Origin of the sequence: Paraflavitalea speifideaquila, from assembly GCF_032395985.1 — a bacterium.
Classification (GTDB): Bacteria; Bacteroidota; Bacteroidia; order Chitinophagales; family Chitinophagaceae; genus Paraflavitalea; species Paraflavitalea speifideaquila.
Genome location: NZ_CP135920.1, coordinates 3,321,383 through 3,344,080, shown reverse-complemented (window position 1 = coordinate 3,344,080; position 22,698 = coordinate 3,321,383). Strand labels below are relative to the sequence as shown.

General features: G+C 47.9%; 31 protein-coding genes, 1 tRNA gene and 2 pseudogenes. 19 read left to right on the top strand and 15 right to left on the bottom strand.

The annotated features are described in order from the left end of the window. The first annotated feature begins 2 nt into the window (after positions 1 to 2). The 6 genes and pseudogenes from RS881_RS22840 (at position 3) to RS881_RS22815 (ending at position 5,466) form a co-directional block, all read left to right on the top strand. Positions 3 to 290, top strand: a complete 288-nt coding sequence (locus RS881_RS22840) for a hypothetical protein (protein ID WP_315823199.1) — start codon at positions 3 to 5, stop codon at positions 288 to 290. Beyond that, a complete protein-coding gene (locus tag RS881_RS22835) occupies positions 290 to 610 on the top strand; it encodes a pyruvate formate lyase family protein (RefSeq protein WP_315823198.1) in 321 nt (106 codons plus the stop codon). Before RS881_RS22840 ends, RS881_RS22835 begins: the two co-directional genes overlap by 1 nt. Next, positions 573 to 1,392, top strand: a pseudogene (locus RS881_RS22830) (pyruvate formate lyase family protein). The gene RS881_RS22835 and the pseudogene RS881_RS22830 overlap by 38 nt, the downstream one beginning before the upstream one ends. Further along, positions 1,385 to 2,578, top strand: coding sequence for a pyruvate formate lyase family protein (locus tag RS881_RS22825; RefSeq protein ID WP_315823196.1), 1,194 nt, complete (start codon positions 1,385 to 1,387; stop codon positions 2,576 to 2,578). The pseudogene RS881_RS22830 and the gene RS881_RS22825 overlap by 8 nt, the downstream one beginning before the upstream one ends. Continuing rightward, on the top strand, positions 2,560 to 3,876 hold the full coding sequence (locus RS881_RS22820) for a Dyp-type peroxidase (protein ID WP_315823195.1): 1,317 nt from the start codon (positions 2,560 to 2,562) through the stop codon (positions 3,874 to 3,876). The genes RS881_RS22825 and RS881_RS22820 overlap by 19 nt, the downstream gene beginning before the upstream one ends. Positions 3,877 to 3,918: 42 nt before the next feature. Continuing rightward, positions 3,919 to 5,466: a bifunctional metallophosphatase/5'-nucleotidase gene (locus RS881_RS22815; RefSeq protein ID WP_315823194.1), complete on the top strand. Its 1,548-nt coding sequence runs from the start codon at positions 3,919 to 3,921 to the stop codon at positions 5,464 to 5,466. A gap of 275 nt (positions 5,467 to 5,741) precedes the next feature. Here RS881_RS22815 and RS881_RS22810 read toward each other — a convergent pair whose 3' ends face one another. Both RS881_RS22810 and RS881_RS22805 read right to left on the bottom strand, forming a co-directional pair. Continuing rightward, entirely contained in the window at positions 5,742 to 6,686 is a 945-nt protein-coding gene (locus RS881_RS22810) for an EamA family transporter (protein ID WP_315823193.1), read from the bottom strand. 78 nt (positions 6,687 to 6,764) lie between these two features. Next, on the bottom strand, positions 6,765 to 7,232 hold the full coding sequence (locus tag RS881_RS22805; RefSeq protein WP_315823192.1) for an Lrp/AsnC family transcriptional regulator: 468 nt from the start codon (positions 7,230 to 7,232) through the stop codon (positions 6,765 to 6,767). Between the two features lie 294 nt (positions 7,233 to 7,526). Here RS881_RS22805 and RS881_RS22800 point away from each other — a divergent pair, with 294 nt between their 5' ends. The 7 genes from RS881_RS22800 to RS881_RS22775 all read left to right on the top strand — a co-directional run bounded on the left by RS881_RS22800 (position 7,527) and on the right by RS881_RS22775 (position 11,524). Continuing rightward, positions 7,527 to 8,339, top strand: coding sequence for an alkaline phosphatase family protein (locus RS881_RS22800; protein WP_315823191.1), 813 nt, complete (start codon positions 7,527 to 7,529; stop codon positions 8,337 to 8,339). After that, positions 8,336 to 9,586, top strand: coding sequence for an alkaline phosphatase family protein (locus RS881_RS22795; protein ID WP_315823190.1), 1,251 nt, complete (start codon positions 8,336 to 8,338; stop codon positions 9,584 to 9,586). The genes RS881_RS22800 and RS881_RS22795 overlap by 4 nt, the downstream gene beginning before the upstream one ends. Positions 9,587 to 9,588: 2 nt before the next feature. Then, positions 9,589 to 10,053 (top strand): phospholipase domain-containing protein, encoded by a 465-nt coding sequence (locus tag RS881_RS22790; RefSeq protein ID WP_315823189.1) that lies wholly within the window; start codon positions 9,589 to 9,591, stop codon positions 10,051 to 10,053. 59 nt (positions 10,054 to 10,112) lie between these two features. Next, entirely contained in the window at positions 10,113 to 10,706 is a 594-nt protein-coding gene (locus tag RS881_RS22785) for a hypothetical protein (RefSeq protein ID WP_315823188.1), read from the top strand. Beyond that, positions 10,631 to 11,008: a helix-turn-helix transcriptional regulator gene (locus RS881_RS22780; RefSeq protein WP_315823187.1), complete on the top strand. Its 378-nt coding sequence runs from the start codon at positions 10,631 to 10,633 to the stop codon at positions 11,006 to 11,008. Before RS881_RS22785 ends, RS881_RS22780 begins: the two co-directional genes overlap by 76 nt. A gap of 61 nt (positions 11,009 to 11,069) precedes the next feature. After that, the gene (locus RS881_RS59870; RefSeq protein ID WP_350340168.1) at positions 11,070 to 11,354 is read left to right on the top strand and encodes an SRPBCC domain-containing protein; all 285 of its coding nucleotides are present in this window, start codon (positions 11,070 to 11,072) and stop codon (positions 11,352 to 11,354) included. After that, on the top strand, positions 11,270 to 11,524 hold the full coding sequence (locus RS881_RS22775; protein ID WP_315823186.1) for an SRPBCC domain-containing protein: 255 nt from the start codon (positions 11,270 to 11,272) through the stop codon (positions 11,522 to 11,524). Before RS881_RS59870 ends, RS881_RS22775 begins: the two co-directional genes overlap by 85 nt. 79 nt (positions 11,525 to 11,603) lie before the next feature. Here RS881_RS22775 and RS881_RS22770 read toward each other — a convergent pair whose 3' ends face one another. Beyond that, positions 11,604 to 12,053 (bottom strand): universal stress protein, encoded by a 450-nt coding sequence (locus tag RS881_RS22770; RefSeq protein ID WP_315823185.1) that lies wholly within the window; start codon positions 12,051 to 12,053, stop codon positions 11,604 to 11,606. 158 nt (positions 12,054 to 12,211) lie between these two features. On the opposite strand from RS881_RS22770, the gene RS881_RS22765 reads away from it, so the two are divergent. Further along, positions 12,212 to 13,096: an aminoglycoside 6-adenylyltransferase gene (locus tag RS881_RS22765; protein WP_315823184.1), complete on the top strand. Its 885-nt coding sequence runs from the start codon at positions 12,212 to 12,214 to the stop codon at positions 13,094 to 13,096. Between the two features lie 228 nt (positions 13,097 to 13,324). Here RS881_RS22765 and RS881_RS22760 read toward each other — a convergent pair whose 3' ends face one another. Then, positions 13,325 to 13,558, bottom strand: coding sequence for a hypothetical protein (locus RS881_RS22760; RefSeq protein WP_315823183.1), 234 nt, complete (start codon positions 13,556 to 13,558; stop codon positions 13,325 to 13,327). 183 nt (positions 13,559 to 13,741) lie between these two features. Beyond that, the gene (locus RS881_RS22755) at positions 13,742 to 14,506 is read right to left on the bottom strand and encodes an RNA polymerase sigma factor (RefSeq protein ID WP_315823182.1); all 765 of its coding nucleotides are present in this window, start codon (positions 14,504 to 14,506) and stop codon (positions 13,742 to 13,744) included. 241 nt (positions 14,507 to 14,747) lie between these two features. On the opposite strand from RS881_RS22755, the gene RS881_RS22750 reads away from it, so the two are divergent. After that, a complete protein-coding gene (locus tag RS881_RS22750; RefSeq protein WP_315823181.1) occupies positions 14,748 to 15,419 on the top strand; it encodes a flavin reductase family protein in 672 nt (223 codons plus the stop codon). Between the two features lie 159 nt (positions 15,420 to 15,578). Here the strand turns inward: RS881_RS22750 and RS881_RS22745 are convergent. The 7 genes from RS881_RS22745 to RS881_RS22715 all read right to left on the bottom strand — a co-directional run bounded on the left by RS881_RS22745 (position 15,579) and on the right by RS881_RS22715 (position 19,544). Further along, positions 15,579 to 15,650 (bottom strand) — tRNA-Lys (locus RS881_RS22745). Further along, positions 15,650 to 16,696, bottom strand: coding sequence for a hypothetical protein (locus RS881_RS22740; RefSeq protein WP_315823180.1), 1,047 nt, complete (start codon positions 16,694 to 16,696; stop codon positions 15,650 to 15,652). The genes RS881_RS22745 and RS881_RS22740 overlap by 1 nt, the downstream gene beginning before the upstream one ends. Positions 16,697 to 16,804: 108 nt before the next feature. Then, on the bottom strand, positions 16,805 to 16,975 hold the full coding sequence (locus tag RS881_RS22735) for a hypothetical protein (protein WP_315823179.1): 171 nt from the start codon (positions 16,973 to 16,975) through the stop codon (positions 16,805 to 16,807). A 30-nt stretch (positions 16,976 to 17,005) separates the two neighbouring features. Further along, a complete protein-coding gene (locus RS881_RS22730; RefSeq protein WP_315823178.1) occupies positions 17,006 to 18,091 on the bottom strand; it encodes a xanthine dehydrogenase family protein molybdopterin-binding subunit in 1,086 nt (361 codons plus the stop codon). A 17-nt stretch (positions 18,092 to 18,108) separates the two neighbouring features. Further along, entirely contained in the window at positions 18,109 to 18,399 is a 291-nt protein-coding gene (locus RS881_RS22725) for a hypothetical protein (protein WP_315823177.1), read from the bottom strand. Continuing rightward, entirely contained in the window at positions 18,387 to 19,160 is a 774-nt protein-coding gene (locus RS881_RS22720) for a molybdopterin cofactor-binding domain-containing protein (RefSeq protein WP_315823176.1), read from the bottom strand. The genes RS881_RS22725 and RS881_RS22720 overlap by 13 nt, the downstream gene beginning before the upstream one ends. A 3-nt stretch (positions 19,161 to 19,163) precedes the next feature. Continuing rightward, positions 19,164 to 19,544: a (2Fe-2S)-binding protein gene (locus RS881_RS22715; RefSeq protein ID WP_315824579.1), complete on the bottom strand. Its 381-nt coding sequence runs from the start codon at positions 19,542 to 19,544 to the stop codon at positions 19,164 to 19,166. 221 nt (positions 19,545 to 19,765) lie between these two features. Here RS881_RS22715 and RS881_RS22710 point away from each other — a divergent pair, with 221 nt between their 5' ends. The 3 genes and pseudogenes from RS881_RS22710 to RS881_RS22705 all read left to right on the top strand — a co-directional run bounded on the left by RS881_RS22710 (position 19,766) and on the right by RS881_RS22705 (position 20,415). Next, complete coding sequence (locus tag RS881_RS22710) at positions 19,766 to 20,095, top strand: DUF1016 N-terminal domain-containing protein (RefSeq protein WP_315823175.1); 330 nt, start codon at positions 19,766 to 19,768, stop codon at positions 20,093 to 20,095. Then, a pseudogene (locus RS881_RS59865) lies at positions 20,089 to 20,151 on the top strand (hypothetical protein); the annotation flags it as partial. The gene RS881_RS22710 and the pseudogene RS881_RS59865, both read left to right, overlap by 7 nt. 48 nt (positions 20,152 to 20,199) lie before the next feature. Then, the gene (locus RS881_RS22705) at positions 20,200 to 20,415 is read left to right on the top strand and encodes a hypothetical protein (RefSeq protein ID WP_315823174.1); all 216 of its coding nucleotides are present in this window, start codon (positions 20,200 to 20,202) and stop codon (positions 20,413 to 20,415) included. Positions 20,416 to 20,498: 83 nt separating this feature from the next. Here RS881_RS22705 and RS881_RS22700 read toward each other — a convergent pair whose 3' ends face one another. From RS881_RS22700 to RS881_RS61690, 3 genes are read right to left on the bottom strand one after another with little or no spacing between them, the layout of a single operon-like run. Continuing rightward, positions 20,499 to 21,341, bottom strand: a complete 843-nt coding sequence (locus RS881_RS22700) for an arsenite methyltransferase (protein ID WP_315823173.1) — start codon at positions 21,339 to 21,341, stop codon at positions 20,499 to 20,501. Positions 21,342 to 21,353: 12 nt separating this feature from the next. Beyond that, positions 21,354 to 21,800: an arsenate reductase ArsC gene (locus RS881_RS22695; RefSeq protein ID WP_527250434.1), complete on the bottom strand. Its 447-nt coding sequence runs from the start codon at positions 21,798 to 21,800 to the stop codon at positions 21,354 to 21,356. Continuing rightward, positions 21,754 to 22,119 carry an ArsR/SmtB family transcription factor gene (locus RS881_RS61690; protein WP_315824578.1) on the bottom strand — a complete coding sequence of 122 codons (366 nt, stop codon included), beginning with the start codon at positions 22,117 to 22,119 and terminating at the stop codon, positions 21,754 to 21,756. The genes RS881_RS22695 and RS881_RS61690 overlap by 47 nt, the downstream gene beginning before the upstream one ends. On the opposite strand from RS881_RS61690, the gene RS881_RS61685 reads away from it, so the two are divergent. Continuing rightward, positions 22,033 to 22,269, top strand: a complete 237-nt coding sequence (locus tag RS881_RS61685) for a hypothetical protein (RefSeq protein WP_315825062.1) — start codon at positions 22,033 to 22,035, stop codon at positions 22,267 to 22,269. The genes RS881_RS61690 and RS881_RS61685 overlap by 87 nt on opposite strands. Positions 22,270 to 22,698: the final 429 nt, after the last annotated feature.

Here is a 22,698-nt window from a genome sequence, read left to right as displayed (position 1 = left end):
CTATGCAATACAATATCCTTTCCTTCTGGCAGCAGCAGGAGAATCTGCCAGTAGGCCATCCCGACAAACTGGGATGCAGAACCAACCGCTTGTTACAATACCTGTTTGAACAATGGCGCAATAAACCAGCCTGGCCCGATTGGGGGCAGCTGGGTCATCTTTTCGACCGGTATACCGGCACCGAGCTGGACACCATACGCAGCCAGCCCGTAGCCATCCGGAAGGGACTTGCCATCAAACACATGCTCACCGAGCTATCAGACACGACCGCGGCGGTCAAAAAGGCCTGATGCAGGTACATCCCGATGAGCTCATCATTGGCTCCCTCCCACCCTATTCCGTTGGGCAAGGCAAGGAACTCATGCGCTACCTCACCGAGGAAGAAGCCTTGTATTATGAGATCAGGTACCTGAACGAATGGAGCCCCTTTGGTCATATTGTACCCGATCACCAGCGTATACTGGATCATGGTATTGATCATATCATTGCAGAATGCCGGCAGAAGGTCAGCGAAACAGCTGAACAAAAAAGCAGGTTTTTATACTTCCGTTATCCTGGCCCTGGAAGGCGTATTGCTCTATGCTGCCAACTATGCCACACTGGCCCGTAAGAAAGCCGAATTATTCAAGGATGAACCCGAAAGGCACCAACAATTCATAGCCATCGCGCAAAGACTGGAACATACACCCAGGCTGGCGCCCCGCACCTTTACCGAAGCAGTACAATGCATTTACCTGGTACACTGCGCCCTTCACTATTCCGGCGAAATTGTACCACTGGGCCGCCTGGATCAACTACTTTACCCTTTCTATAAAAGACCGGGCCGATGGCATATTGACGGAAGAACAAGCGCGGGAAGTACTGGAATGCTTATGGATCAAACTGGATGAAAAGACCATCCTGAATGCCCGCCTGCTCGAAGACCGCTTCACCTCTTCCGATGGCGCCCTCCTGGGCACCGGCAGCGCCAGCAATTTCGATCAGGGTGGACTGGCCAATCAATGGATGCAACAGGTAACCATTGGCGGCGTAATAGCCAATAATGAGCCCCAGGCCATCGATGCCACCAACGAAATTACCTACCTCTGCCTGGAAACAGCAAGACGGTTGCCCATGAACAGTCCTACCCTCGACCTGCGTGTTCATACACAAACGCCTGCCCGGGTATTGGACCTGGCCGCTGCCGCTTTACTAAGTGGCGGCGCCCACCCCGTGCTGCTCAACGACGATAAGATCATACCAGCCCTCCAACTCAAAACAGGAGGTACGGTAGAATTAAAAAGCGCCCGCAACTATGCTTGCGATGGCTGTTATGAAACCCTTTTGCCGGTGAAACAGAATTCAGCTTTGGCTTTGTTGCCGCCCTCGATGTACTGGAAAAACAATGAATAGTGGTGCCGGTTTTTCCATGTCGGGCCCCCTTTACCTACGGGGTATGAAAGGCAGTTGGCGCACACCACCCGCCAGTGATATTAAGGACTTCACCCAATTCTGGGACATTCTGCGGAGCCATATCATCCTGGGCTGCCATAAATTCCTGCATGGTATACTGGTGCAGTATGGCAGTAAGGAAGACGTATCACCATCACCTCTTTTATCAGCTATTATAGGCGGCTGCCTGGCTTCGGGCAGGGACCTGGCAGGTGGTGGAGCCCGCTATCACCTGTTTTCTCCACTCATGACAGGCATCAGCACGGCTACCGATTCGCTTTACATCATCAAAACCCTCGTATTTGAACAACAATTGTTTTCCCTCCAGGAACTGGTAAGCTGCTTGCGTTCCAACTGGGGCAATAATCCAATCGTTACCGGTCTGCAATTAAGCAAAGACCGCATCACCCAGATAAGGACCCTCTGTTTGCAACAACCCAAATTCGGGTATGGACATGAGGCAGTGGATGCCTTAAGCTGGCAGCTTATAGATACTTTCTACCAATGCATGGAAGAAGCCCGAAAGGCACCTGTACACCAACCCGATTGGGATGCCCTCAAAGCCCGCTATGATATACCGGGCCGCCCCTTTGAAATACTCTTTGCACCCGGAGTGGGCACTTTTGAGCAATATGTATTTGGCGGTTCTTTTGCAGGCGCCACCCCCGATGGACGCCTGGCATTTGCACCCATCGCTTCCGACCTATCCCCTGCTCCTGTACATGCCGATCAACCTGCTTATAACATCACCGGCCAGACCGGCAAAGACCTGCAGGTAGAACCCCTGCGCACCGGCATACTGGCCAAAGCATTGAAAAGCTATTCCAACGAAGCCATCCATCACCTAAGTGACGGTGCTCCTTCTGATTTTAATATACCGGAAGACTTTCCCCAGCAAAAACTGGCCGAAGTACTCCAATCCTTTGCCAATGGACAGGGCAGTAATGTAATGACCATCACTACCGCCAATCCCAAAACCATGTACCTCGCGGCATTGGCGCCTGAACAATATGAGCTATTTCGCGTGCGCATGGGCGGATGGACGGAGTTTTTATTACCCTCTTCCCCGACCATAAAGCTCAACACCAACACCGCCCGGTATTTCTTCCCCATTAAACTATTCAACTTATGCCTACCAAGGAAGTAAAACGCATACCCGATCTCCAACATCCAGTGCCGGTAACACGTTACGACTGGCCTTACCAGCATGGCATAGCCGATCCCTTCTGGCCATTTGAACCTGATGGGGAATGGAGTGCGGCTGATAAAGAAATCTATAGCATTTATTATTCCGGGCGGGTAGATCCCCAAAGGTTTGTGGCCATCCTTCGTGCCGATGTTTTGTCGCACGATACCACCCAGTTGCAGCAGCTATTAAAACTACTCACCGAAAGGCTTCACTGGTATGTGGATACCAAACCATCCCAATCCCATGTGCTGCCTTTCTCCGAAAAAGATATACCTGTCACCTATCGCGTTACAGTGACCCTGGCCCTGGGCAGCTCTCTGTTTGTTGATACCACCGGGTATGATCGTTTTGGCATCCATTCCCAGCGACCTGCTTTCCTAAAGCCAATGCCCGGCTTTCCCGGCGATGCACCCGATTTTCAGGCACAGGCCAATACCAGCGACCTGCTGATCATGATCTGCAGCGATCATCCTTACGTCAATACCGCCGTAGTAAGAGATATTACCGAAAAGATCAATCCGGCCTTTGCCAGCAAGTACAGTTACCCGGCAGGGAGCAAGATCATCCACATCAAAGATGTGGAGCAGGGATTTGGCCGGCCCGACAGGCGGGAGTTCCTGCGCTTTGATGACGGTATCGACAACCTGCGCCTCAAAGGTGAACTGGAGAAACTGGTATTTGTGAACGAGAAAGACCCAGAGCCTTCGTGGTGCATTAATGGCAGCTATATGGTATACCGTAAGATCAGGGAAAAGCTGCCTATCTGGGAAGCCTTCTCCACCCCCACGCAAGAGGGTATGATTGGCCGGGAGAAAGCCACCGGTAAACCTTTATCACCATCCGCCGGTTACCCCAAAGATGAAGCCCCCGATTTTGGAGGCGCTACCAACCCAGGAAAAACACCCTTCACCGCCCATATACGCAAAGTGCAGCCCCGCCGCCCAGGCACCGACCTGTTCGGCATTCCCGATACCGATAGGCGCTTTCTAAGAAGGCCCTACCCTTTCTTTGAAGGCATTAACACACAGGGGGAATTTGTAAATGGGCTGCATTTTATAGCCTTCATGCGCAGCCTGCAACACCAATTTGAACATGTAACCAATATGTGGCAAATGAATGCCGGCTTCCCCGAAGCAGGTACCGGCATCGACGCCATGTATGCCAAAGGTGTACTGGAAACAGTAGATGGCGGCTATTATTTTTGCCCACCTATGCCCGCACCCGACGATTATTTCGCCTCAGGAATGTTTGTATAAAACATCCCATACATACATCCCCTTATATTATTCCTTTAAAATATGAAACACTACCATCATCCATGGCTGCTGCGCAGCCTCCTTTTCATTCTCTTTCATACGGCTCACACCATCCAGGCCTCCGCCCAAAAAACGCATACCTTCACCATTCTCCAGGTCAATGATGTGTATGAGATATCACCCCTGGCCAATGGCAAGGAAGGCGGTATGGCCCGCGTAGCAGCCATCAGAAATCAACTGCATGCCAAGGACCCCAACCTCATTACCGTACTGTCGGGCGATTTCCTAAGCCCCTCCTTTATTGGCACCCTGAAATATAAAGACGCCACCGGCAATGAGCTAAAAATTGCAGGCAAACAGATGGTAGAGGTTATGAACAGCGCAGGCATTGACCTCGTTACCTTCGGCAACCATGAGTTCGATATTGCCCAGGCCGATCTCCAACGCCGTATTGATGAATCACGCTTTGATTGGATCAACAGCAATGTATACCTCGTATCCGGCGGCCGGCAGCAACCCTTTACCAAAACCCAAAACAACCAAACCTCCACTATACCCTCCTGTGTTATTCGCAACATTACTTTCCCCGATGGCCAATCCGTCCGCGTAGGTTTTATTGGCTGTACTGTAGCATTCAATAAAAACGACTATGTGGCCTATTCCGATGAAATAAATACCTTCCAACGCATCTTTGATAGTATTCAAAATAAATGCGATATCGTACTGGGGCTCACACACCTATCTAAAGATGTAGACTCTACCATTGCCACGAAGATCCCTGGCCTGCACCTCATCATGGGCGGGCATGAACATGAGCATATGAAAGTACCGGCAGGCAAGATCAATGTATGCAAGGCCGACGCAAATGCCAAATCAGCCTACATCCATACCATTAGCTATACACCTGCCACCAAACAGGTAAGCATTCAATCCGACCTGAAATTGATCAATGAAACGGTACCCTTTGATGAAACCACCAATGCGGTGGTGAACAAGTGGGTGAAGCTGGCCGATTCCATCATGCGGAAGAATGGCTTTGATCCACAACAGAAATTGATGACAGCTACTGTACCCTTAGATGGACGGGAACATTCCATCCGCAACCATCCCACCAATTATACTGAACTGATCGCCCGCGCCTTGATCTTTGCCGATCCTTCCGTCGACGCCGCCTTTTATAATAGTGGCTCCCTACGGGTGGATGATGAACTGAGTGGTGATATTACTCAATACGATGTACTGCGCTCCCTCCCATTTGGCGGCCCCTTGGTAGCCATGACCTTATACGGTAAGCAACTTGACAGCATAATCACTATTGGCACCACCATCAACAAGGGCGAAGGCGGCTACCTCCAACTGGCCAATATTATCAAAAAACGTAAGGGCTGGTATATCAAAGGCAGGCGCCTCAAAGACCACAGAAGCTATTGCATACTGCTACCCGAATTTATGGCCCTGGGCGGCGAAAGCAACCTGGGCTTCATAAAGAACTACAGCTATTGCAAGCCCAATGCCTTCCATGGCAATCAATTGCCCAACGACCTGAGGAATATTGTGATGGCCTACATGTTGGCATCAGGCGGAAAATAAGCATCCATATCGCAGCTGTCAGCCTGTACTTGTCGACTTTCAGTCTTGTCGAAGGTGGGCCACCCTGCTGCGCTGCTTTGTCGGGCTGCAGGGTGACTCACCTTTCGTCTAAAGGAGCCTGTCGAAGCCATCTTAAAGAAAAAGAACTGATACGGGAAAACACCCCGAAAGGCTCCTTGCGACACCTCCATTCTATGACCTATTATTAAAATAAATCCCCGGCCATGCGAAGCACATAGCCGGGGATTACGATTTAAAAACAACCTGCTGATTAATTAACAGTCCGTACAAACCGCTTGTTTACCGGTACCCGCCAACATCATTTTCCCTTCAGGTTTTACCCGATTAATAGACTCATTAACAGGTTTTTGTTTTCTATATTTCGATAAATTAATTAATAATACACTAGCCAGGATTACACCCAGTCCTACTACTTGTAGCCAGCTCATGTGCTCACCGGCAAATAGTACTCCCAGCAGTACCGCCACCACCGGATTCACATATACGTGCGTACTTACCTGCGTAACCGGGCGCACACTCAACAACCACACATAGGCACTATAAGCTGCCAGCGATCCGAATACGACCAGGTAAAGCGTGGCAAACCACGATTCTGCCGGAACAGTCTGCCAATCGAAACCCGCCCATTCATTATTGATGAAACTGGCCGGAATAAAGACCAGCCCTGCTATCAACATCTGCCAGGCTGAATTGACCGTAGTAGATCCGCTGGAATGCTTCTTAGAATAGATCGACCCGCCCGACCAGCTAAGCATTCCTACCAATAGGATGAGGAAACTGATCACAGATGCGGCGCCACCGGCATTCGACACTACCCCTGAAACACTTTCAAAGAATAGCAGGACTACACCTGCGAATCCGATCAGCAATCCGATGATCGTATTGCGGCTGGTAAAGTTTATTTTCCAGTTGGCCTTGTCCAGCAGTACCAGCCAGATAGCTTGCGAAGCTATTAACACACCAACGAGCGAACTGGGCAATGTTTTCTCCACCCAGATCACCGCACCATTGCCAATAAACAACAGCATGATACCCGTTACTGAAGCATGTTTGAGTTGCTCAAGATTGAATAATTTTTCTTTCTTCAGGGCACACCACAGCAATAACAACAGGCCTGCAGCTATATAACGGAAAGTACCCAGTATAAATGGTGGTATATGGGCTACTGCTTTGGCAATGAAAAATAGGTGGAACCCCAAACAATGTACACCGTAGCAAAAGCTATGATGATTATTAAAGGAGAGGCTTGTTTTTGTTTTTCGGCTAATGACATAAAGTTAGTTTTTACGAATGACCAATTGTTGTTGCTCTTTCACGGTCTCCAGCACAATGGTTGTTTTGGTGGAAAGTACATTCGGCACCCTTTTGATCGACTTACGCATCATGGCCATCAACGAGGCTGAATCTTCCGTACGCACTTTTACGAGGAAGCAATCTTCACCGGCAATGATATGCACCTCCTGTACTTCCGGGATCCGCGCCAATGTAGTAGCTATTTTTGCATCCGACTCCAGTTCCTTTGTCTTGATAAATATGAAAGCCAGCAGCTTCTGGTTCAGCGCTGTGGGACTAATTGCTGTATTGTACTGAAGGATCACTTTTTTCTGCTCCAGCTTTTTTACCCGCTCCAATACTGCCGAAGGCGCCATCGACAATTGCTTGGCAAGGTCTACATTAGAGATACGGGCATTATCCTGCATCAGGTCCAGGATTTGCAGATCAATATCATCCAATTCAATCGTCATACAGAATTAATTTCCGTAAAACTACAACTATTCCGAATATAATTCTGCACACCTACCCATATTTCGCAATTTGTTTACAAACAAAGGAGCCGGTCCGACAAATATTCGACACCTTATGCCCTGCCCAGCTCCGGTAATTGCCCATTCTTTCCTGACCCAAAGCCTTTTAATAAATTGATGGGCTATCGTTTGCACAGTATTACCTTCATTTTAAATCTTACCTTACCCAAAAGTATTCGCCCCCTATCGCCTACTTTTGGCACCAACCATTCAATAAATTATTGCTAACCTATTATGGAAACCAGGAGATCATTTCTTAAAAAAGCATCCATCTTATCAGGCGGCACCGGACTTTTGCAGGTATTACCCGCTTCCATAGCCAAAGCCATGGCCATCAACCCCGCCGCTGGCAGCACCTTCCTCGATGCTGAACACATCGTATTCCTGATGCAGGAAAACCGCTCCTTCGATCACACTTTCGGTACCCTGCAAGGCGTACGCGGATACAATGATCCCCGTGCCATTACCTTGCCCAACAATAATAAAGTATGGCTGCAAACCAATGCTGCCGGCGAAACCTATGCCCCCTTTCACCTCGATATTAAGAACACCAAGGCTACCTGGATGCACTCCCTGCCCCATAGCTGGAGTAACCAGGTAGACGCTCGCAATAATGGTAAATATGACCGCTGGTTGCAGGCCAAACCCTCCGGATATGCCGCCTATAAAAGCATGCCCCTCACACTGGGCTACCATACCCGCCAGGATATACCCTTTTATTATGTCCTGGCCGATGCCTTCACAGTATGCGATCAGCATTTCTGTTCCTCTCTTACCGGCACCACCCCCAACCGACTGTATTTCTGGAGCGGTACCATTCGTGAAAAGCAACACGAAAACGTATTGGCCCGTGTATGGAATGGCGATGCCGACTATGACAATTGGGCTAACTGGACTACTTTCCCCGAGCGACTGGAAGACAATGGCGTATCCTGGAAAGTATACCAGAACGAGATCAGCGTTGGTGTAGGCTTTGAAGGAGAAGAAGATGCCTGGCTGGCCAATTTTACTGATAACCCCTGGAGTTTTTCTCCCAGTACCAGGTGAAACTATCGGCTGGCTATATTGCCAACCTCCCCAAGGCAATCGATCAATTAACAAAAGCCCTCAGTCAGCAAGAACAATTGTTGCCCACCCTGACCGAAGGTTCCAAGGAACTAGATAGGGCCAAACGAAAAATAGCCGACCTTAAAAAACAACTGGCCACTGCCCGGGAAGACCAAAAATTATTTACCCGCGAGAAGTATGAACAATTGTCCCAACGGGATAAGAACCTGCACGACAAGGCATTTACTACCAATAAAAATGATCCGCACTATCACCAGTTGGATACACTGAAATACAAAGATGGCGATACAGACCGCGAGGTAAAACTGCCCAAGGGCGATATCCTTCACCAGTTCCGCAACGATGTCAATGAAGGCAAGCTACCCACCGTATCCTGGATCGTGGCGCCCGAAAACTTTTCCGACCATCCCGGCGCAGCCTGGTATGGCGCCTGGTACATCAGCGAGGTGATGGACATACTCACCAAAAATCCTGAAGTATGGAAAAAGACCATCCTGGTATTGACCTACGACGAAAATGATGGGTACTTTGACCATGTACCTCCCTTTGTAGCACCGCATCCCATTAAAAAGGAAACAGGCTTTACTACCGGGGACATCCCTACCGGAGTGGAATATGCCACCGCCAGCCAGCAATCATCCGACGCTGGCAGCATGCGAGAAAGTCCCATTGGCCTCGGCTTCCGGGTTCCCCTGGTGATCGCCTCCCCCTGGACACGCGGCGGGTGGGTCAACTCGCAGGTATTTGACCATACTTCTTCCCTGCAGTTCCTGGAAAAATTCTTAACCCACAAATTGAGCCGGCCCATCATAGAAACCAATATCAGTACCTGGAGGCGTACCGTATGCGGCAACCTAACGTCGGTATTCAGGCCCTATAATGGAGAAACGATCATCAGTCCGGCGCCCATACCAAGGGAAGCTTTCATCGAAAGCATCCACAAAGCCCAGTTTAAAGAGCTGCCTTCCAATTACCGCCCGCTCACCAAAGAAGAAATTGCCCTGGCCAATAAAAATCCTGCGGCATTGCCTTTCATGCCCCACCAGGAAAAAGGTATCCGCAATGCCAACGCCCTGCCTTATGAATTATATGCAGATGGGTTAATTAATAATGACAAACAATCATTTGAAATAGTATTGAAAGCAGCCAATTATCAGTTTGGCAATGCGGCCGCTGGCGCCCCTTCCAGGTCTATGCACCAGGCTTTTACAAAGGAGAAAAAGTAAGGGTGTGGGATTACGCAGTAGCTGCCGGAGATGCCCTGACCGACAACTGGAAACTATCCGATTTTGAAAATGGCATTTACCATTTGCAGGTATATGGTCCCAATGGTTTCTTCAGGGAATTTACCGGTAGCAAAGACGAACCATCCGTATTCATCCGGCCCACCTATGAACCTGCATCCGATAACCCGGCTCAATTGTCGGGCAAACTGGTCCTAACATTTGCCAATGGGGCTAAAACGCCACAAACAGTTATCATTACCGATAATGCCTATAAAACAGCCAGTCAAACAGTGATCGTTCAACCCGGTCGTGAAAACCTGGCCATCATCAATACCATCAAAAGCCATAGCTGGTATGATTTTACCTTTACCGTCAAAGGTCATGCTACCTACAGTAAGCGATATGCAGGCCGGATTGAGACAGGCAGGAACAGCAAAACAGATCCATTGATGGGGCGGGTAGTATAACCACTTTTGGTGGTTGAAACGGCCATATTCCAGCGCAACCAAGTAACTTTACCCTTGCAATGGAAGAAAGGAAAACCATAACCAACGAGCAAGGCACCATGAACAGCATTACCTGGGATTGCGATGGCATCCTATTGGGCCATGCTGTAAATACTTTTAAAGCGCTCACCAGTTTTAGTGGTAGCAGCCAAAAGGACGTGGTACGTATGCATTTTGGGATGAAAGGCAACTATGCCTTTACCTATAAACAGCTCGACAAAACCTATGACCTCATTGGTGGGCACCACAATATCATGTACTCCAAAGAGTATGATATTACCGTATTCAACAAGACCCTGGTGCTGGAAACCTTCGGTATCCAATTTTCCTCCGAACAGTTTATCCAGTTCACCCAAAACGCCAATGATTCACTCAAACGTTTTGCCGAAGCCATCCTGGCCGGTGAAAATGTAATGCTATCCGAACAATGGGGCGCTATCGACTCCCCCATCCAGCAAGTACTACAGCAGATCATCCATTGCAAATACAAGGACGATCTCAAAAACTATTCCTCCTTTCCAAAAGCATTGAACTACTGGTGCTCTGTGCCGAAGCCTATCAGAATACCCGGCAGGAACAATTTATTAAGAACAAGGCCGATAAAGAAAAACTAATCGCTGTACGCGACCTCATCAACGAGCGCGTGCAGGACCCGCCCAACCTGTCACAAATAGCCCGCATCGTGGGCCTCAATGAATACAAGCTAAAACGAGGTTTTAAAGAAGTATTCAACAATACCGTATTTGGCTACCTGGCCGATCAACGCTTGCACCTGGCCCACCGTTACCTGCAGGATACCCGTAAAACAGCCGCAGAAATATCCTATGAACTGGGTTATGCCACCCCACAGCACTTTAGCAATGCCTTTCGTAAGAAATTTGGCATTACACCCGCTTCCGCAAGAAATAATCCGTAAAATGCAATCCCGCCCTTTTGATTGTTATTAGGTTTGTGCAGTCATTTAAAACAATTCAATTATGAGTCAGCCACTATTTGTAAAAAACGTTGTTACTATCAATGCACCTGCCGCAACTGTATGGGATGCCCTGGTCAATCCCGTACAAACTAAGAAATACATGTTTGGTTGTGAAACCGTTTCCGACTGGCAACCCGGCAGCAGCCTGGAATGGATAGGGGAATATGAAGGCAAGGCAATGGTCTTTGTAAAGGGCATATTGTGGAGATCAACCCCGGCCAATTCCTGTCTTATACCACCATTGATCCCCATTCTGGCATCGACGATACTTCCGAAAACTACCTGACCGTTACCTACGAGCTGATACCTGAAAATGGCCATACCGTACTCACCGTTACCCAGGGCGATTATGCCAAAGTAGCCGAAGGCGAAAGAAGGTACCAGGAAGCCTGGAACAATGGCGAAGGCTGGAACCCCATCCTCCTCCAGATCAAACAATTAGCAGAAGTACAATAAGTTAATTGCTTCTATACCTATTTATTATAGCATCCGGGAGGATGCTTTTTTATTGACTCAACCGATATACAAAAACTTACTAATCTTCTGGTATCACCAGTACAGGTACTTTTGTATTCTTCAATACACCCGAGGTGACGTTACCCACCAGGATATCCAGGGCACCCCGGCTATGCGCTCCCATCACGATCAGGTCGGCCTTCCAATCGATCGAAAAGTCCAGGATAGCATCAGCAGCATCGCCTTCCAGTACAAATGTTTCTATATTTTGATCACCCAGGTGTTGCGCTGTAGCCTGTACAAAATTCCGCGCTTCCAACTTTAGGTCTACCGCTAATTGTCGCGCATTATCCCCACCCAGGCCCGTATACCCCATCAAGGGAGAATATTCCATCGCATAATACGATACATCAGCCACTACATGCACCAGCGCTACCCTAGCTCCCATACTCTTGGCTACTGAATAACCAGCCTCGGTTACCTTTTGTGCCACCGGACTAAAATCAACTGCAATTATTACACGCTTCATAAGTATCAATTTTATTAATGAATGACTTACTTAGGAAAATTAGATATTTTTTATTTACTATACGTTTTAGGCTTTTTAGCAAATTGATACAATTGATATGCCACCCCGTTCCCAATCCATTTAATTTGCTGAAATTTGTGCCGGCTAAAAGCAAGTACATGAAAAGCAGAGATGAACAATTAAAGAAGGTCCTTGAATGGGCTACAAGCAACAACGATATCAGCGCCATGCTCCTCACCAGTTCCCTCACCAATCCCGACGCCCCTTCCGATATTTTCAGCGACCTCGATATCGAACTGGTAACCACCAACCTGCCTGCCATGCTGGCCAGTGATGCCTGGCTGGAAGAATTTGGTCCTGTAATGGCAAAGATCGTGGAAAATGAAGATGCTTTCGACGGCCTCCATGCCATGCGTATGGTATTGTATGAAGACTATTCCAGGATCGACTTCAAACTATGGGCCATTGATAAATTTAAGGAAGAGATCAACAATCCCGAATTGTACGAAGATTGGGACGTAGGCCACAAAGTATTACTGGATAAAGATGGCATTACTGCCGGACTAAAAGCCCCCACCTATCAGTCTGTAGTGATCAGCCAACCCACCGAAAAAGAATTCCAGCGCCTATTCAATGATTACTGGTGGGATACCCACTATGTTGCCAAATGCTTATGGCGGGACAATATCTTTTATGCCAGGTTCATGCTGGAACATGAGATCAGGCCCGAATACCTCCAAAAGATCATTGAATGGTATATTGCCAGTGAAAACAATTGGCAGGTAACTACCAACAAGTTCGGGCGCTTGTTCAAACGCTTTCTGTCCCCTGCACTTTGGGATCAGGTAGAGCAAACTTTTGCAGGCGCTGATATTGAGGATAATTGGCGCGGCCTGTTTGCGACCAACGACCTGGTACGGAAAATGGGACAACACCTGGCCAACCACCTAAACTATACCTACCCTATGGCCTTAGATCAAAAAATGACCCACTACCTGAAGTTGGTAAAGGATCTCGACAAAGACGCCAAGGAAATAGCCTAAGCAATCGTCAACAGGAATAGGAACCCGGTTGGCCGCTGCCGCTATCTTTCTACTTTTTATCGGTATTATTACCAGGGTCCATTTCAAGAACGGCTACTTTATGAACTTCTTCGGCAAATTACCAGCCGGCCAGAAAGGCTATGAATTTCACCTGCTGATATTAGGTCTATGCATAGCCAGCATGATCGAAGGCGGTGGAAAATGGTCTATAGATGGATTGCTATATGTTCATTGATCCTGCTTACAACGAGTAGCTTCAGCATTCTTTTTGTATTCACTGATCTCTTCCAGTAGTTCAATCGACCTAAGCATGGGATCCCACTCTTTTCCCCTAAAGATTAGGCGAAACCATCTCTTATGCCTGTTCTCGTATTTTATGTTCAGGAAAAGCCATACTGCCGCATAGGTAAAGATGGCCGTGATCACCACCGGCAGTAGGATCAACCAGACATTGCTGGTCATAAACATTTTTTGCTCATAAAAAGGTAGTCCATATAGGTAGCTGTAAAAACAGCAGGCGTGTCACCCACAAGGTCGAGACCATTAACCGGGCAATTCTTTCCTGAGTGGTCAATATGGGTTCACTGATATCCGTTTCATGAATTAGTATCAGCTGATATAAGTAAACACCAATGGCCAGTTTGGTCAGCAATACCTGGATACCCAGGGAGATAAGAAAAAGGAACTGGCAATAGAAAACAGGTTAATGATCAGCAGGTCAATTAATACCACCCAGGCAATACCTACCAGCACCGTAAAGACTTTAATCGGTCTCATGGAATACAGAAAAGATTGCACCTTCATGCGCGTAATCTCTTCTGTATTTTTCCTGTTCAATACCAGGCTTTCCTGAAGCCTTTTATCATAAGACTTCCACAAGTTCATGATCTCTACATCTTCCATAACCTTAGATTTGTACGTTGGAAAATTCTTTTTTAATTGTTGTTTGATCCTGGCAACCTTGGTTGACACATTTGTTGTTGTAAGTCCCAGAATATCCCCTATTTCCTGATGACTACTACCTTCCAGGTACAGCAACATGATAGCGCGGTCTATCTCCTTTAACTCCCTGATCAGTTTGTACAATTGGTTGATGGCCGCCTGCCCTTCTCCTCCATTGTCTTCTTCTTTTAGGTATAACATTGCCTCCGGCATCGGATGATTGATCTTATCCCGCCTGTTTTCTTTACGGTAATATGAAATGGAAACATTCAGGGCAATCCGGTACATCCAGGTGGTAATCCGGTATTGTTCATCATATTTGGGAAAAGAGAGCCATAGCTGCAGCATGATCTCCTGTATCAGGTCTTTCCTATTGTCCTCATTCCTGCAATATGAATTGGCTACTTTATAAATGACTCCTTTATTCGCGTCAATAACTTCCAGGAATGTTTGGGCAGTTCTTTGCAACGCCATCCTGTTAAAGTTGATGTTGTTTAAATGTACATATTTGCATTCCTTATTATTCGCTCAGCAGTAGGAAATATCACAGTTATCCGTCACTTTTTCCCAAAGAATTCATTTGCTCCACATTTTCAATGTATTACATGCCGGATAGCACTATTCCATAAACGCAAGAATCAGGTTTTCCACTTGAGGCATGCAGGATAGTTTTGTGGAGTCATTATTGAATACCACATAAAATTGTCCCATGCACTTTAAGAGCGAACCACCCATTTTATATTTCGGTACGCCCGTTGTACTGATCAGTACTGTTAATGAGAACCAATCGTATAACCTGGCTCCCATGTCATCCGTCTTTTGGCTGGGCTGGCGCTGTATGTTAGGATTGGGAACCGCTTCGCAAACAGTTCAAAACATTAAGCGCACAGGCGAATGTGTTTTGAACCTGCCTTCTGTTGATCTTGTAGGCGCTGTTGACAGGCTGGCCCGCACCACCGGCAGAGATCCCATCCCTGCAGGTAAATTAAAAAAAGGATACCGGTACGAAAAAGAGAAATTTGAATTGGCAGGGCTTACGCCAGTGCCTTCAGAAACGGTAGCAGCCCCACGGGTGGAAGAATGTCCGGTACAGATGGAAGCAAAATTGATAGCCATACACCGTGTAGGCGAAGATGAACCCTTGCAGGCAGGTAATATCCTGACCTTTGAAATGCGCATCCAACGGGTCTACCTTCACCCTTCCATACTCATGGAAGGTCACAATAACCGCGTTGATCCCAACAAATGGCGGCCCCTCATCATGAGCTTCCAGCAGTTCTATGGATTGGGCGAACAGGTACATCCTTCAACCCTGGCACAAATACCCGAGGCTTTGTATTACAGCGCCGACATTGAAAGGGCCAGGGAGTTGGTCGTATAAATGAATCATTGCACAACCGGGCAAAGTGCCACCCTTACCACCCTACCCGGTCTGTAAATCATACTACATTTTTGTATCTAATATTAAGTAATGGAACAAAGTTGCAGGAAGCCTTTTGTGCAGAACTTTACAATTGTTAAGAACTATGAAAACCTTAAGAGATGGGTGTAGGGCTCGAACCTACGTCTGCCCGGTAAAGAGCCGGGTATTCTACCACTGAATTAACCCACCTAATTCTTTTCCGGGAATATAGGATCCACCTGCTTCCCCGAAAAATATCGATGCCTTTTAAGTACTGTTGCTAAAAACGGATTCGATATAGCCACCCCATGCACCAACTCGGGTGTAGGTGTAAAAGCAGCGATACCATGTACCCGGGGAGCAATCCACCCCGACCTTTCCGCATCTATACCCGCTAATGTACAATATTCTTGCACAAGCTGCTTTGTACATACAGCCTTGCCCGCAAAAACCACCCAGGGCAAAGGCAACTTATTCCATATTTCCGTATTGGGATCCAGCTTCCCACCTACCGACCGGTGCCAGGCCGCTACATCGGCCGCCATAAGTCGCAACACCTTTCCAAAACAAACCTCATCCAGCACATATTCCATTCCCATACCATACAAGAGGTTCATCCAATTATCCCTGGCCTTATTCCAGGCGCCTGCTGTATTGTTCCAGGTAGTAGAGTCATTACCCCGCTTAACGATCATCGTTTCTTTATTAATATCACTGTATTGCCACACTTCTTCCAGCAACAAAGCAATATCCTGTAAGATACTTGTCCATTGCCCTAATAACAGCCCCTTTTGCTCATCCGTCAAATGTTGCAATAAATCCCTGCTTGTATACACATGCGCAATGGCCCACCAGTTGCTCTTTTGGGTGCAACGGGCTAAGAGCATTTGGCTGATCTCGTCAAAGGGACGTTGTTGACCTGCTGCCGTAAATTGACTTCTAAGATTACACCGGGCGGTATAATACGCTATAAAACAAGCACTGTCAAGATCTTTAGAGAAGTTTTCAAGATCAAGGTGATGTGCCAGGCCATGCTTGGCGATCTGTTGAAATTCATTTTTCCTGCTTTCCCTCGCAAAAGTCAAGAGCTTCTTTTCAAGGCGCTTTAGCAAACGCCACTTCTTATTGTAATTGCGCTTCGACAGATCAATCCCCCGTTCCTTCCGTTGGTCTTTATTGAATCGGTCTACTTTAAAATTGTTTTGCCCTACCGGTTTTTTGAATAATGGGCGACACCGCTTGAATGAACTGTTCAATATGGGTATAGTTATTATACCCTGCCCATTCAATATTATCCAGCTTAAATAGTTCAATGGTTTTAGCGACCTGTTTCCCCGCACCGATAGCAGTAGCAAAAGTTTGCATCATTGAGGTGTAGCCCGATAGATTTCTTTTAGACAACCCGCAGCCGCTTTCTCCAGCAGGCTTTTTGCTGTATTGTCCAGGTCATGCCCTTTTAACGACAAAATCGCTTCGGCAATATCTTCTGGTCGCCTACGCTCTTTCAGGGTATCATACAGCTGCTCTATAGTCATGCTTTCAGCATTCAGGAAATGGCAAAATACTTAAAACGTTTTCTTCCCACTTCCACCAGTAAATACTTCACTTTCCATAAAGGGTTGTTTATAGATGCGCTTGCCGGTGGCTTTAAAGATCGCATTGGCAATGGCGCCACCTGTAGGTGGTAAAGCGGGTTCACCGAGCCCGGTAGGATCAAAACCACTATCCACAAAGAACAGGTCCACTTCGGGAATCTCCTTCATACGTATCAATCGGTAATTATGGAAATTGCTTTGTTCCGCAGCGCCCTCTTTGAAGGATAACTTACCAAAGAAGGCATGTCCCATGCCATCTACAATGGCACCCATTACTTGTTGTTGTGCGCCGCCAAGATTCACTACCTGACCGCAATCTGCCACCGCAAAGATCTTCTTCACCACCAGCTTGCCTTTCTCCATCACCACCTCTGCTACCTGCGCTACATACGAACGGTGGGAGAAATAAACGCTGAAACCCTGGATCATGCCTTTCTTCTGCCCCCAGCCCGACCTTTCCGCTACCCGCTTGGTAACATCGATCATCCGGTTGACGTTATAATTCATTTGACCAATGGGCTTGGCCTTAGCTTTTTCAAACAATTCCAGCCTAAATGCGATGGGGTCTTTACCGGCTGCCTGCGCCACTTCATCCAAGAAAGCCTGCTCGGCATAAGCCAGGAAGTTGGTGATGGGTGCACGCCAGGCTCCCGTAGTAATGGGCGACTGATGTTCAACTGAATCAATCAAAACATTATCAATAGCCCCTGATGGGAAATTACTTTCACGTGTAGGGTTGCCCGAATTGATGCCCACTCCCCGCAGCTTATAACCAATCATTAAGCCATTGGCATCCAGCGCAGCTTCAAAGCGGTACCGCACAGCCGGGCGATACGTTCCGCCTGTCATATCATCTTCCCGGCTCCAGATCACTTTTACCGGTGCTTTGACCAGTGAGGATACTTCAGCCGCTTCTGTTACATAATCATTATACAGTCGGCGGCCAAAACCACCACCCAGCCGCGTAAGCTCCAACGTGATCTTATCTTCAGGAATATTCAACATTTTGGACACCGCCGTTCGCGCACCGCCAGGTATCTGGCAGGGGCCTATCAATTCTACACTATCTTCTTTTACATGCGCAAAAAGTTCATCGGCTCCAGCGGATTATGCGGTATGAAGGGGCATTGGTATTCCGCCTTCACCACCTTGGCTGCATCTTTAAAGGCCGTTTCTACATCTCCGTCTTTCCGGCGTACCGTGGCTTTGCCATTGATCAGCAGGTCGGCAAATATCCGGTCATGATCGGTGGTGCTTTCAATATTGCCACTGTTCTCATAAGTGATCTTTAAAGCTTTCCTGGCCTTCATCACCTGCCAGGTCGATTTTCCCACCACTGCTACTCCATTCTTCACCTGCACCACATCAATAATGCCTGGCAGCGCCTTGCCGCCGCCGCATCAAACGATTTCACCTTGGTACCAAAAGCAGGTGGCCGCTGTATCATAGCATACAACATACCTTCCCGGTAAAAATCAAGTCCATACATTGGCTTACCCGTCAGTATATCTTTATTGGCTACATTTCGTACAGCCGTACCAATCAGTTTAAAATCCTTGCGGTCCTTCAACGTTACCGTTGCAGGTACTGGTATTTTGCCTGCATCTTCGGCCAAATCACCATAACCCAGTTTTTTACCACTCCCTTTATGCAATACAAAACCCTCTTCAGCCGTACATTCCGCAGCAGGTACTCCCCAGCGTTGGGCTGCTGCTGCAATCAACATAAACCGGGCTGTTGCTCCTGCTTTTCTCAGCAAAGGCCAGCTATGCGGTACCGCACCACTGCCACCCGTTAACTGCCGGTCGAACCGGCTGTCCAGTGGAGCTTGCACTACCTTCACCTGTTTCCAGTCTGCATCCAACTCTTCTGCTACGATCATTGGAAACGAGGTCATGATGTTCTGCCCCAATTCGGGATTGGGTGAAAATATCGTTACAATGCCATTCGTGCCAATGGTGAGATAATGATTGATGGCTACTTCAGCTTCTGCCAGGCCGGCTGCAAATACCGTGGCGGTTTGCGCATCGGCGCCTGTCCACTTAAAACCAAGTACCAACCCTCCTGCAGTGAAGGTGGACCATTTGAGAAAGTCTCTTCTACTGGTATTATTAACAGTTTCCATACTTTACTTTTTTTTGCTGGCTACTAATACGGCTTCACGAATGCGGTGATAGGCGCCACAACGGCACAGGTTGCCATGCATCGCGCTGGTGATCTCATCCATGGTTGGATGTGGATTGTTTTTGAGGAAGGCGGCCGCCGTCATCATTTGACCAGCCTGGCAATATCCACACTGCGGAACATCCACTTCATCCCAGGCCTGTTGCACCGGGTGATCGCCATTTTCCGACAATCCTTCAATAGTAGTGATGGGCGTTTTAACTGCCGAGACAGGCAGGATACAGGAACGAACAGCAGCACCATTCATGTGCACCGTACAGGCGCCGCATTGCGCAACACCACAACCAAACTTCGTTCCTGCCAGGTGCAGGCTATCCCGAAGCACCCACAATAAAGGGGTATCAGCTTCTACATCAACCTGCCGCTCTTTACCGTTTATAGTAAGCTTAAAAGGGCCATAAGGTTTTCATTTTGAGTGCTCTAAAGTTAGACAAAAAAATGAGCCGTGAAGCAAAAGCCTCGACCGTTTACCCTATTTTTTAGATACTTCCTCATCGGATACATTACATTATTTAAGTATATTCATCCCTTATTCTATGCCAAACCATGCTAACAAACGAATTTCAATACAGGGAATTACTCATTGCTGTAAGAGAGCGTATACGATCTAGTCAGGTAAAAGCCGCCTTATCCGTAAACTCTGCAGTCATTCAATTATACTGGAATATTGGAGAAATGATCGCCAAGAACCAGGCTTTATTTGAAGGCAGGAACAATTATATTCAGCAATTGGCGACTGATATAAAAGCGGAATTTCCCGATTTACCAGGTTTCTCGAAAAGGAACCTTTTCGACATCAGAAGGTTCTACCTCTTTTATCAGTCAATTTCAGTGCAGCAGCTTGTCGCACTGGTACCCCGGGGCATCATTTGTTAATCCTACATAAGACCAAAAATCCGGAACAAGCCTTATTCTACATCCAACAGACAATTGAACACCAATGGAGCTGCGCTGTTTTAACCCTTCAAATTGAGCAAAACTTGTATGCTCGCCAGGGCAAAGCCTTCAACAACTTCAAAAATACGCTCCTCGAACTACAAGCACTGATAGCCCAGCAAATGCTCAAAGACCTTTACAACTTTGGGTTTCTGACATTGGAACCTAAGATCCAGAAATTGGAGATCGAGAAACAACTTACCGAACACATCACCAAATTCCTCCTTGAAATGTTATGTAAACCTTTACATAATATGTGATAATTCCTTATCTCAACAGAATATCTGCCTAACGCGTCCATCATAATATTGAGAGGAGGACTTACCCTCTCTGTGATGGCTTATTAACAGCAATCAGGGCCGCAGCAAATTTTGGCGGCTACTGGCTTTTCAGCGTAAACGGTGACACTGACAATCCCCGTGCCGGAGGCTTTGAAGCCGGTAATCTCGTCGGTGTTGAGGTATTGGCCAAGTATGTCGTCAGGGATAGTGATGAGCTTTTCTTTCTGGGTCGTGATCTTTTGGAAACCGGTAGTCTCGATCAGTGCCAGGTATTCCTGCTTCTGGATGGCTCCGGCGACGCAGCCGGCATACATTTCAGCGGCTTCACGGATTTTGGCTGGCAGGTCGCCAACCAAGACGATATCGGAGATACTAAAATGACCACCTGGTTTGAGGACACGGTATATCTCCTGGAAGACCCCATATTTGTTGGGGACGAGGTTCAAGACGCAGTTGGAAACGATGACGTCGGCGACATTCGCGGTGACGGGCATCTTCTCAATATCGCCCTGGCGAAACTCGACGTTGTTGTAGCCCAACTTATCGACATTGGCGCGGGCCTTCTCGATCATGGCCGGGGTGAAGTCGATGCCGATGACACGGCCCGTCTCGCCGGTCTCTTTGCGGGCGATGAAAGCGTCGTTGCCGGCACCTGATCCGAGGTCGATCACCGTGTCGCCGGGTTTGATCTGCGCAAATTGGGTGGGCAATCCGCAGCCCAGGCCCAGATCAGCATCGGGGTTGTAACCTTCGAGGGTGCTATAGTCGTCGGTCATGATGTTGGCCGTTTCGATGGAGCAACACCCGGAGCCGCAGCAGGAGGCGGCGTTGTCCTCCTTGTCCTGGAGGGCGATGGCGCTGTATTTTTCGCGCACCATAGCTTTTATTTGTTCGGTCGTTTCCATGGTATATTTAGTTTAATGTGAGGGATTGGCTTCGGTAGCCGGTATCCAGTAGCTTATCCGGCTTGCGTCCTGGACAAAGGTTTTGATCTGCTGCTCGATCTCGTCGCGGACCTGGCGGATCTGCCGGAGGATTTCCTCGGGGCTGCCGGTGAGGATGGAAGGGTCTTTGAAGTACCATGCAATGCGTTTGACCGTGCCGGGGAAAAGGGGGCAGCGTTCGGCAGCTTCTTTATCGCATACGGTAACGACGGCGTGGTATAGGCGCCCTTGCTGGAAAAGATCGAAAACAGCCTGTGTGGGTTTGCCGGAGAGGTCGATGCCGATCTCCTCCATGACTTTGACGACATTGGGATTGAGCGTACCGGGTTCCAGGCCGGCGCTTTCGGCCTCGAAGGCGTCACCGCCGTATTTTTCAGGAAGGCTTCGGCCATCTGACTCCGGGCGGAGTTGTGAATGCAGACGAAGAGGATTTTGTGTTTGTTGAGCATGGTCGGCATATTAATATTGCGATGTTTTGGAGCAAAAAAATAGGCTTTCCGTTATCCGCAGCAGTTGTTGGGGCCTTTGTAGGCGGCGAAGAGGGCGCCGATCTCTTTTGATAGAGTGCCCAGGTCTTTGGCTCGATGCAGTAGCAGACGCTGGTTCCCTCGATGGCGCCTTGGATCAGACCGGCGGTCTTTAGCTCTTTCAGGTGTTGGGATATGGTTGGCTGCGCCAGGCTCAGGACCTCGACCAGGTCGCCGTTGATGCAGGCGTTGGCTTTGAGGAGGTGTTGGATGATGGCGATACGGGCGGGATGCGCCAGGGCCTTCATCATGGTGGCGAGCTTGTTTTGCTTGTGGGCAAATATTTCGGATTTGGTCAGGCCCACGTGCTTATTGCTTCATTGCAATATTACGATAATTTGGCAAATACCATAAGTTTTTAATTTTTTTGGGGTATTGGCGACTTTACTTGAATGTTCCTACCTACTGTATGGCAAACTATGGTCCCGTTACCAATATGCGTAATATCGAAGACGGCTTATGGCATAATAGCTGCAATTTAAACGACTTCAGGAAGTCCAATAGTTTTCCGTTTCCTTGCCATATTGGTTTAGCTGTAGTATCCGGCGCCACCTTGGAATATGCTTTTCTATTGCTTCCCGCTTCTCTTTTGAGTCAGCCCTGGCGTTTATCTCTGTTGTCTGTATGTTTTCATGTCCTAAGATATCTCTGATGTAGACAAGGTTTACTCCGGCTTGGAGTAGGCCATAATCCTTTGCCCGTTTGTTTAATTTGAATATTTGGCGTTACTTGCACCCGTTAGCAACCAACCCCTATTATGAACCCTTGCTTATGCTCTAAAGTGCCATTTC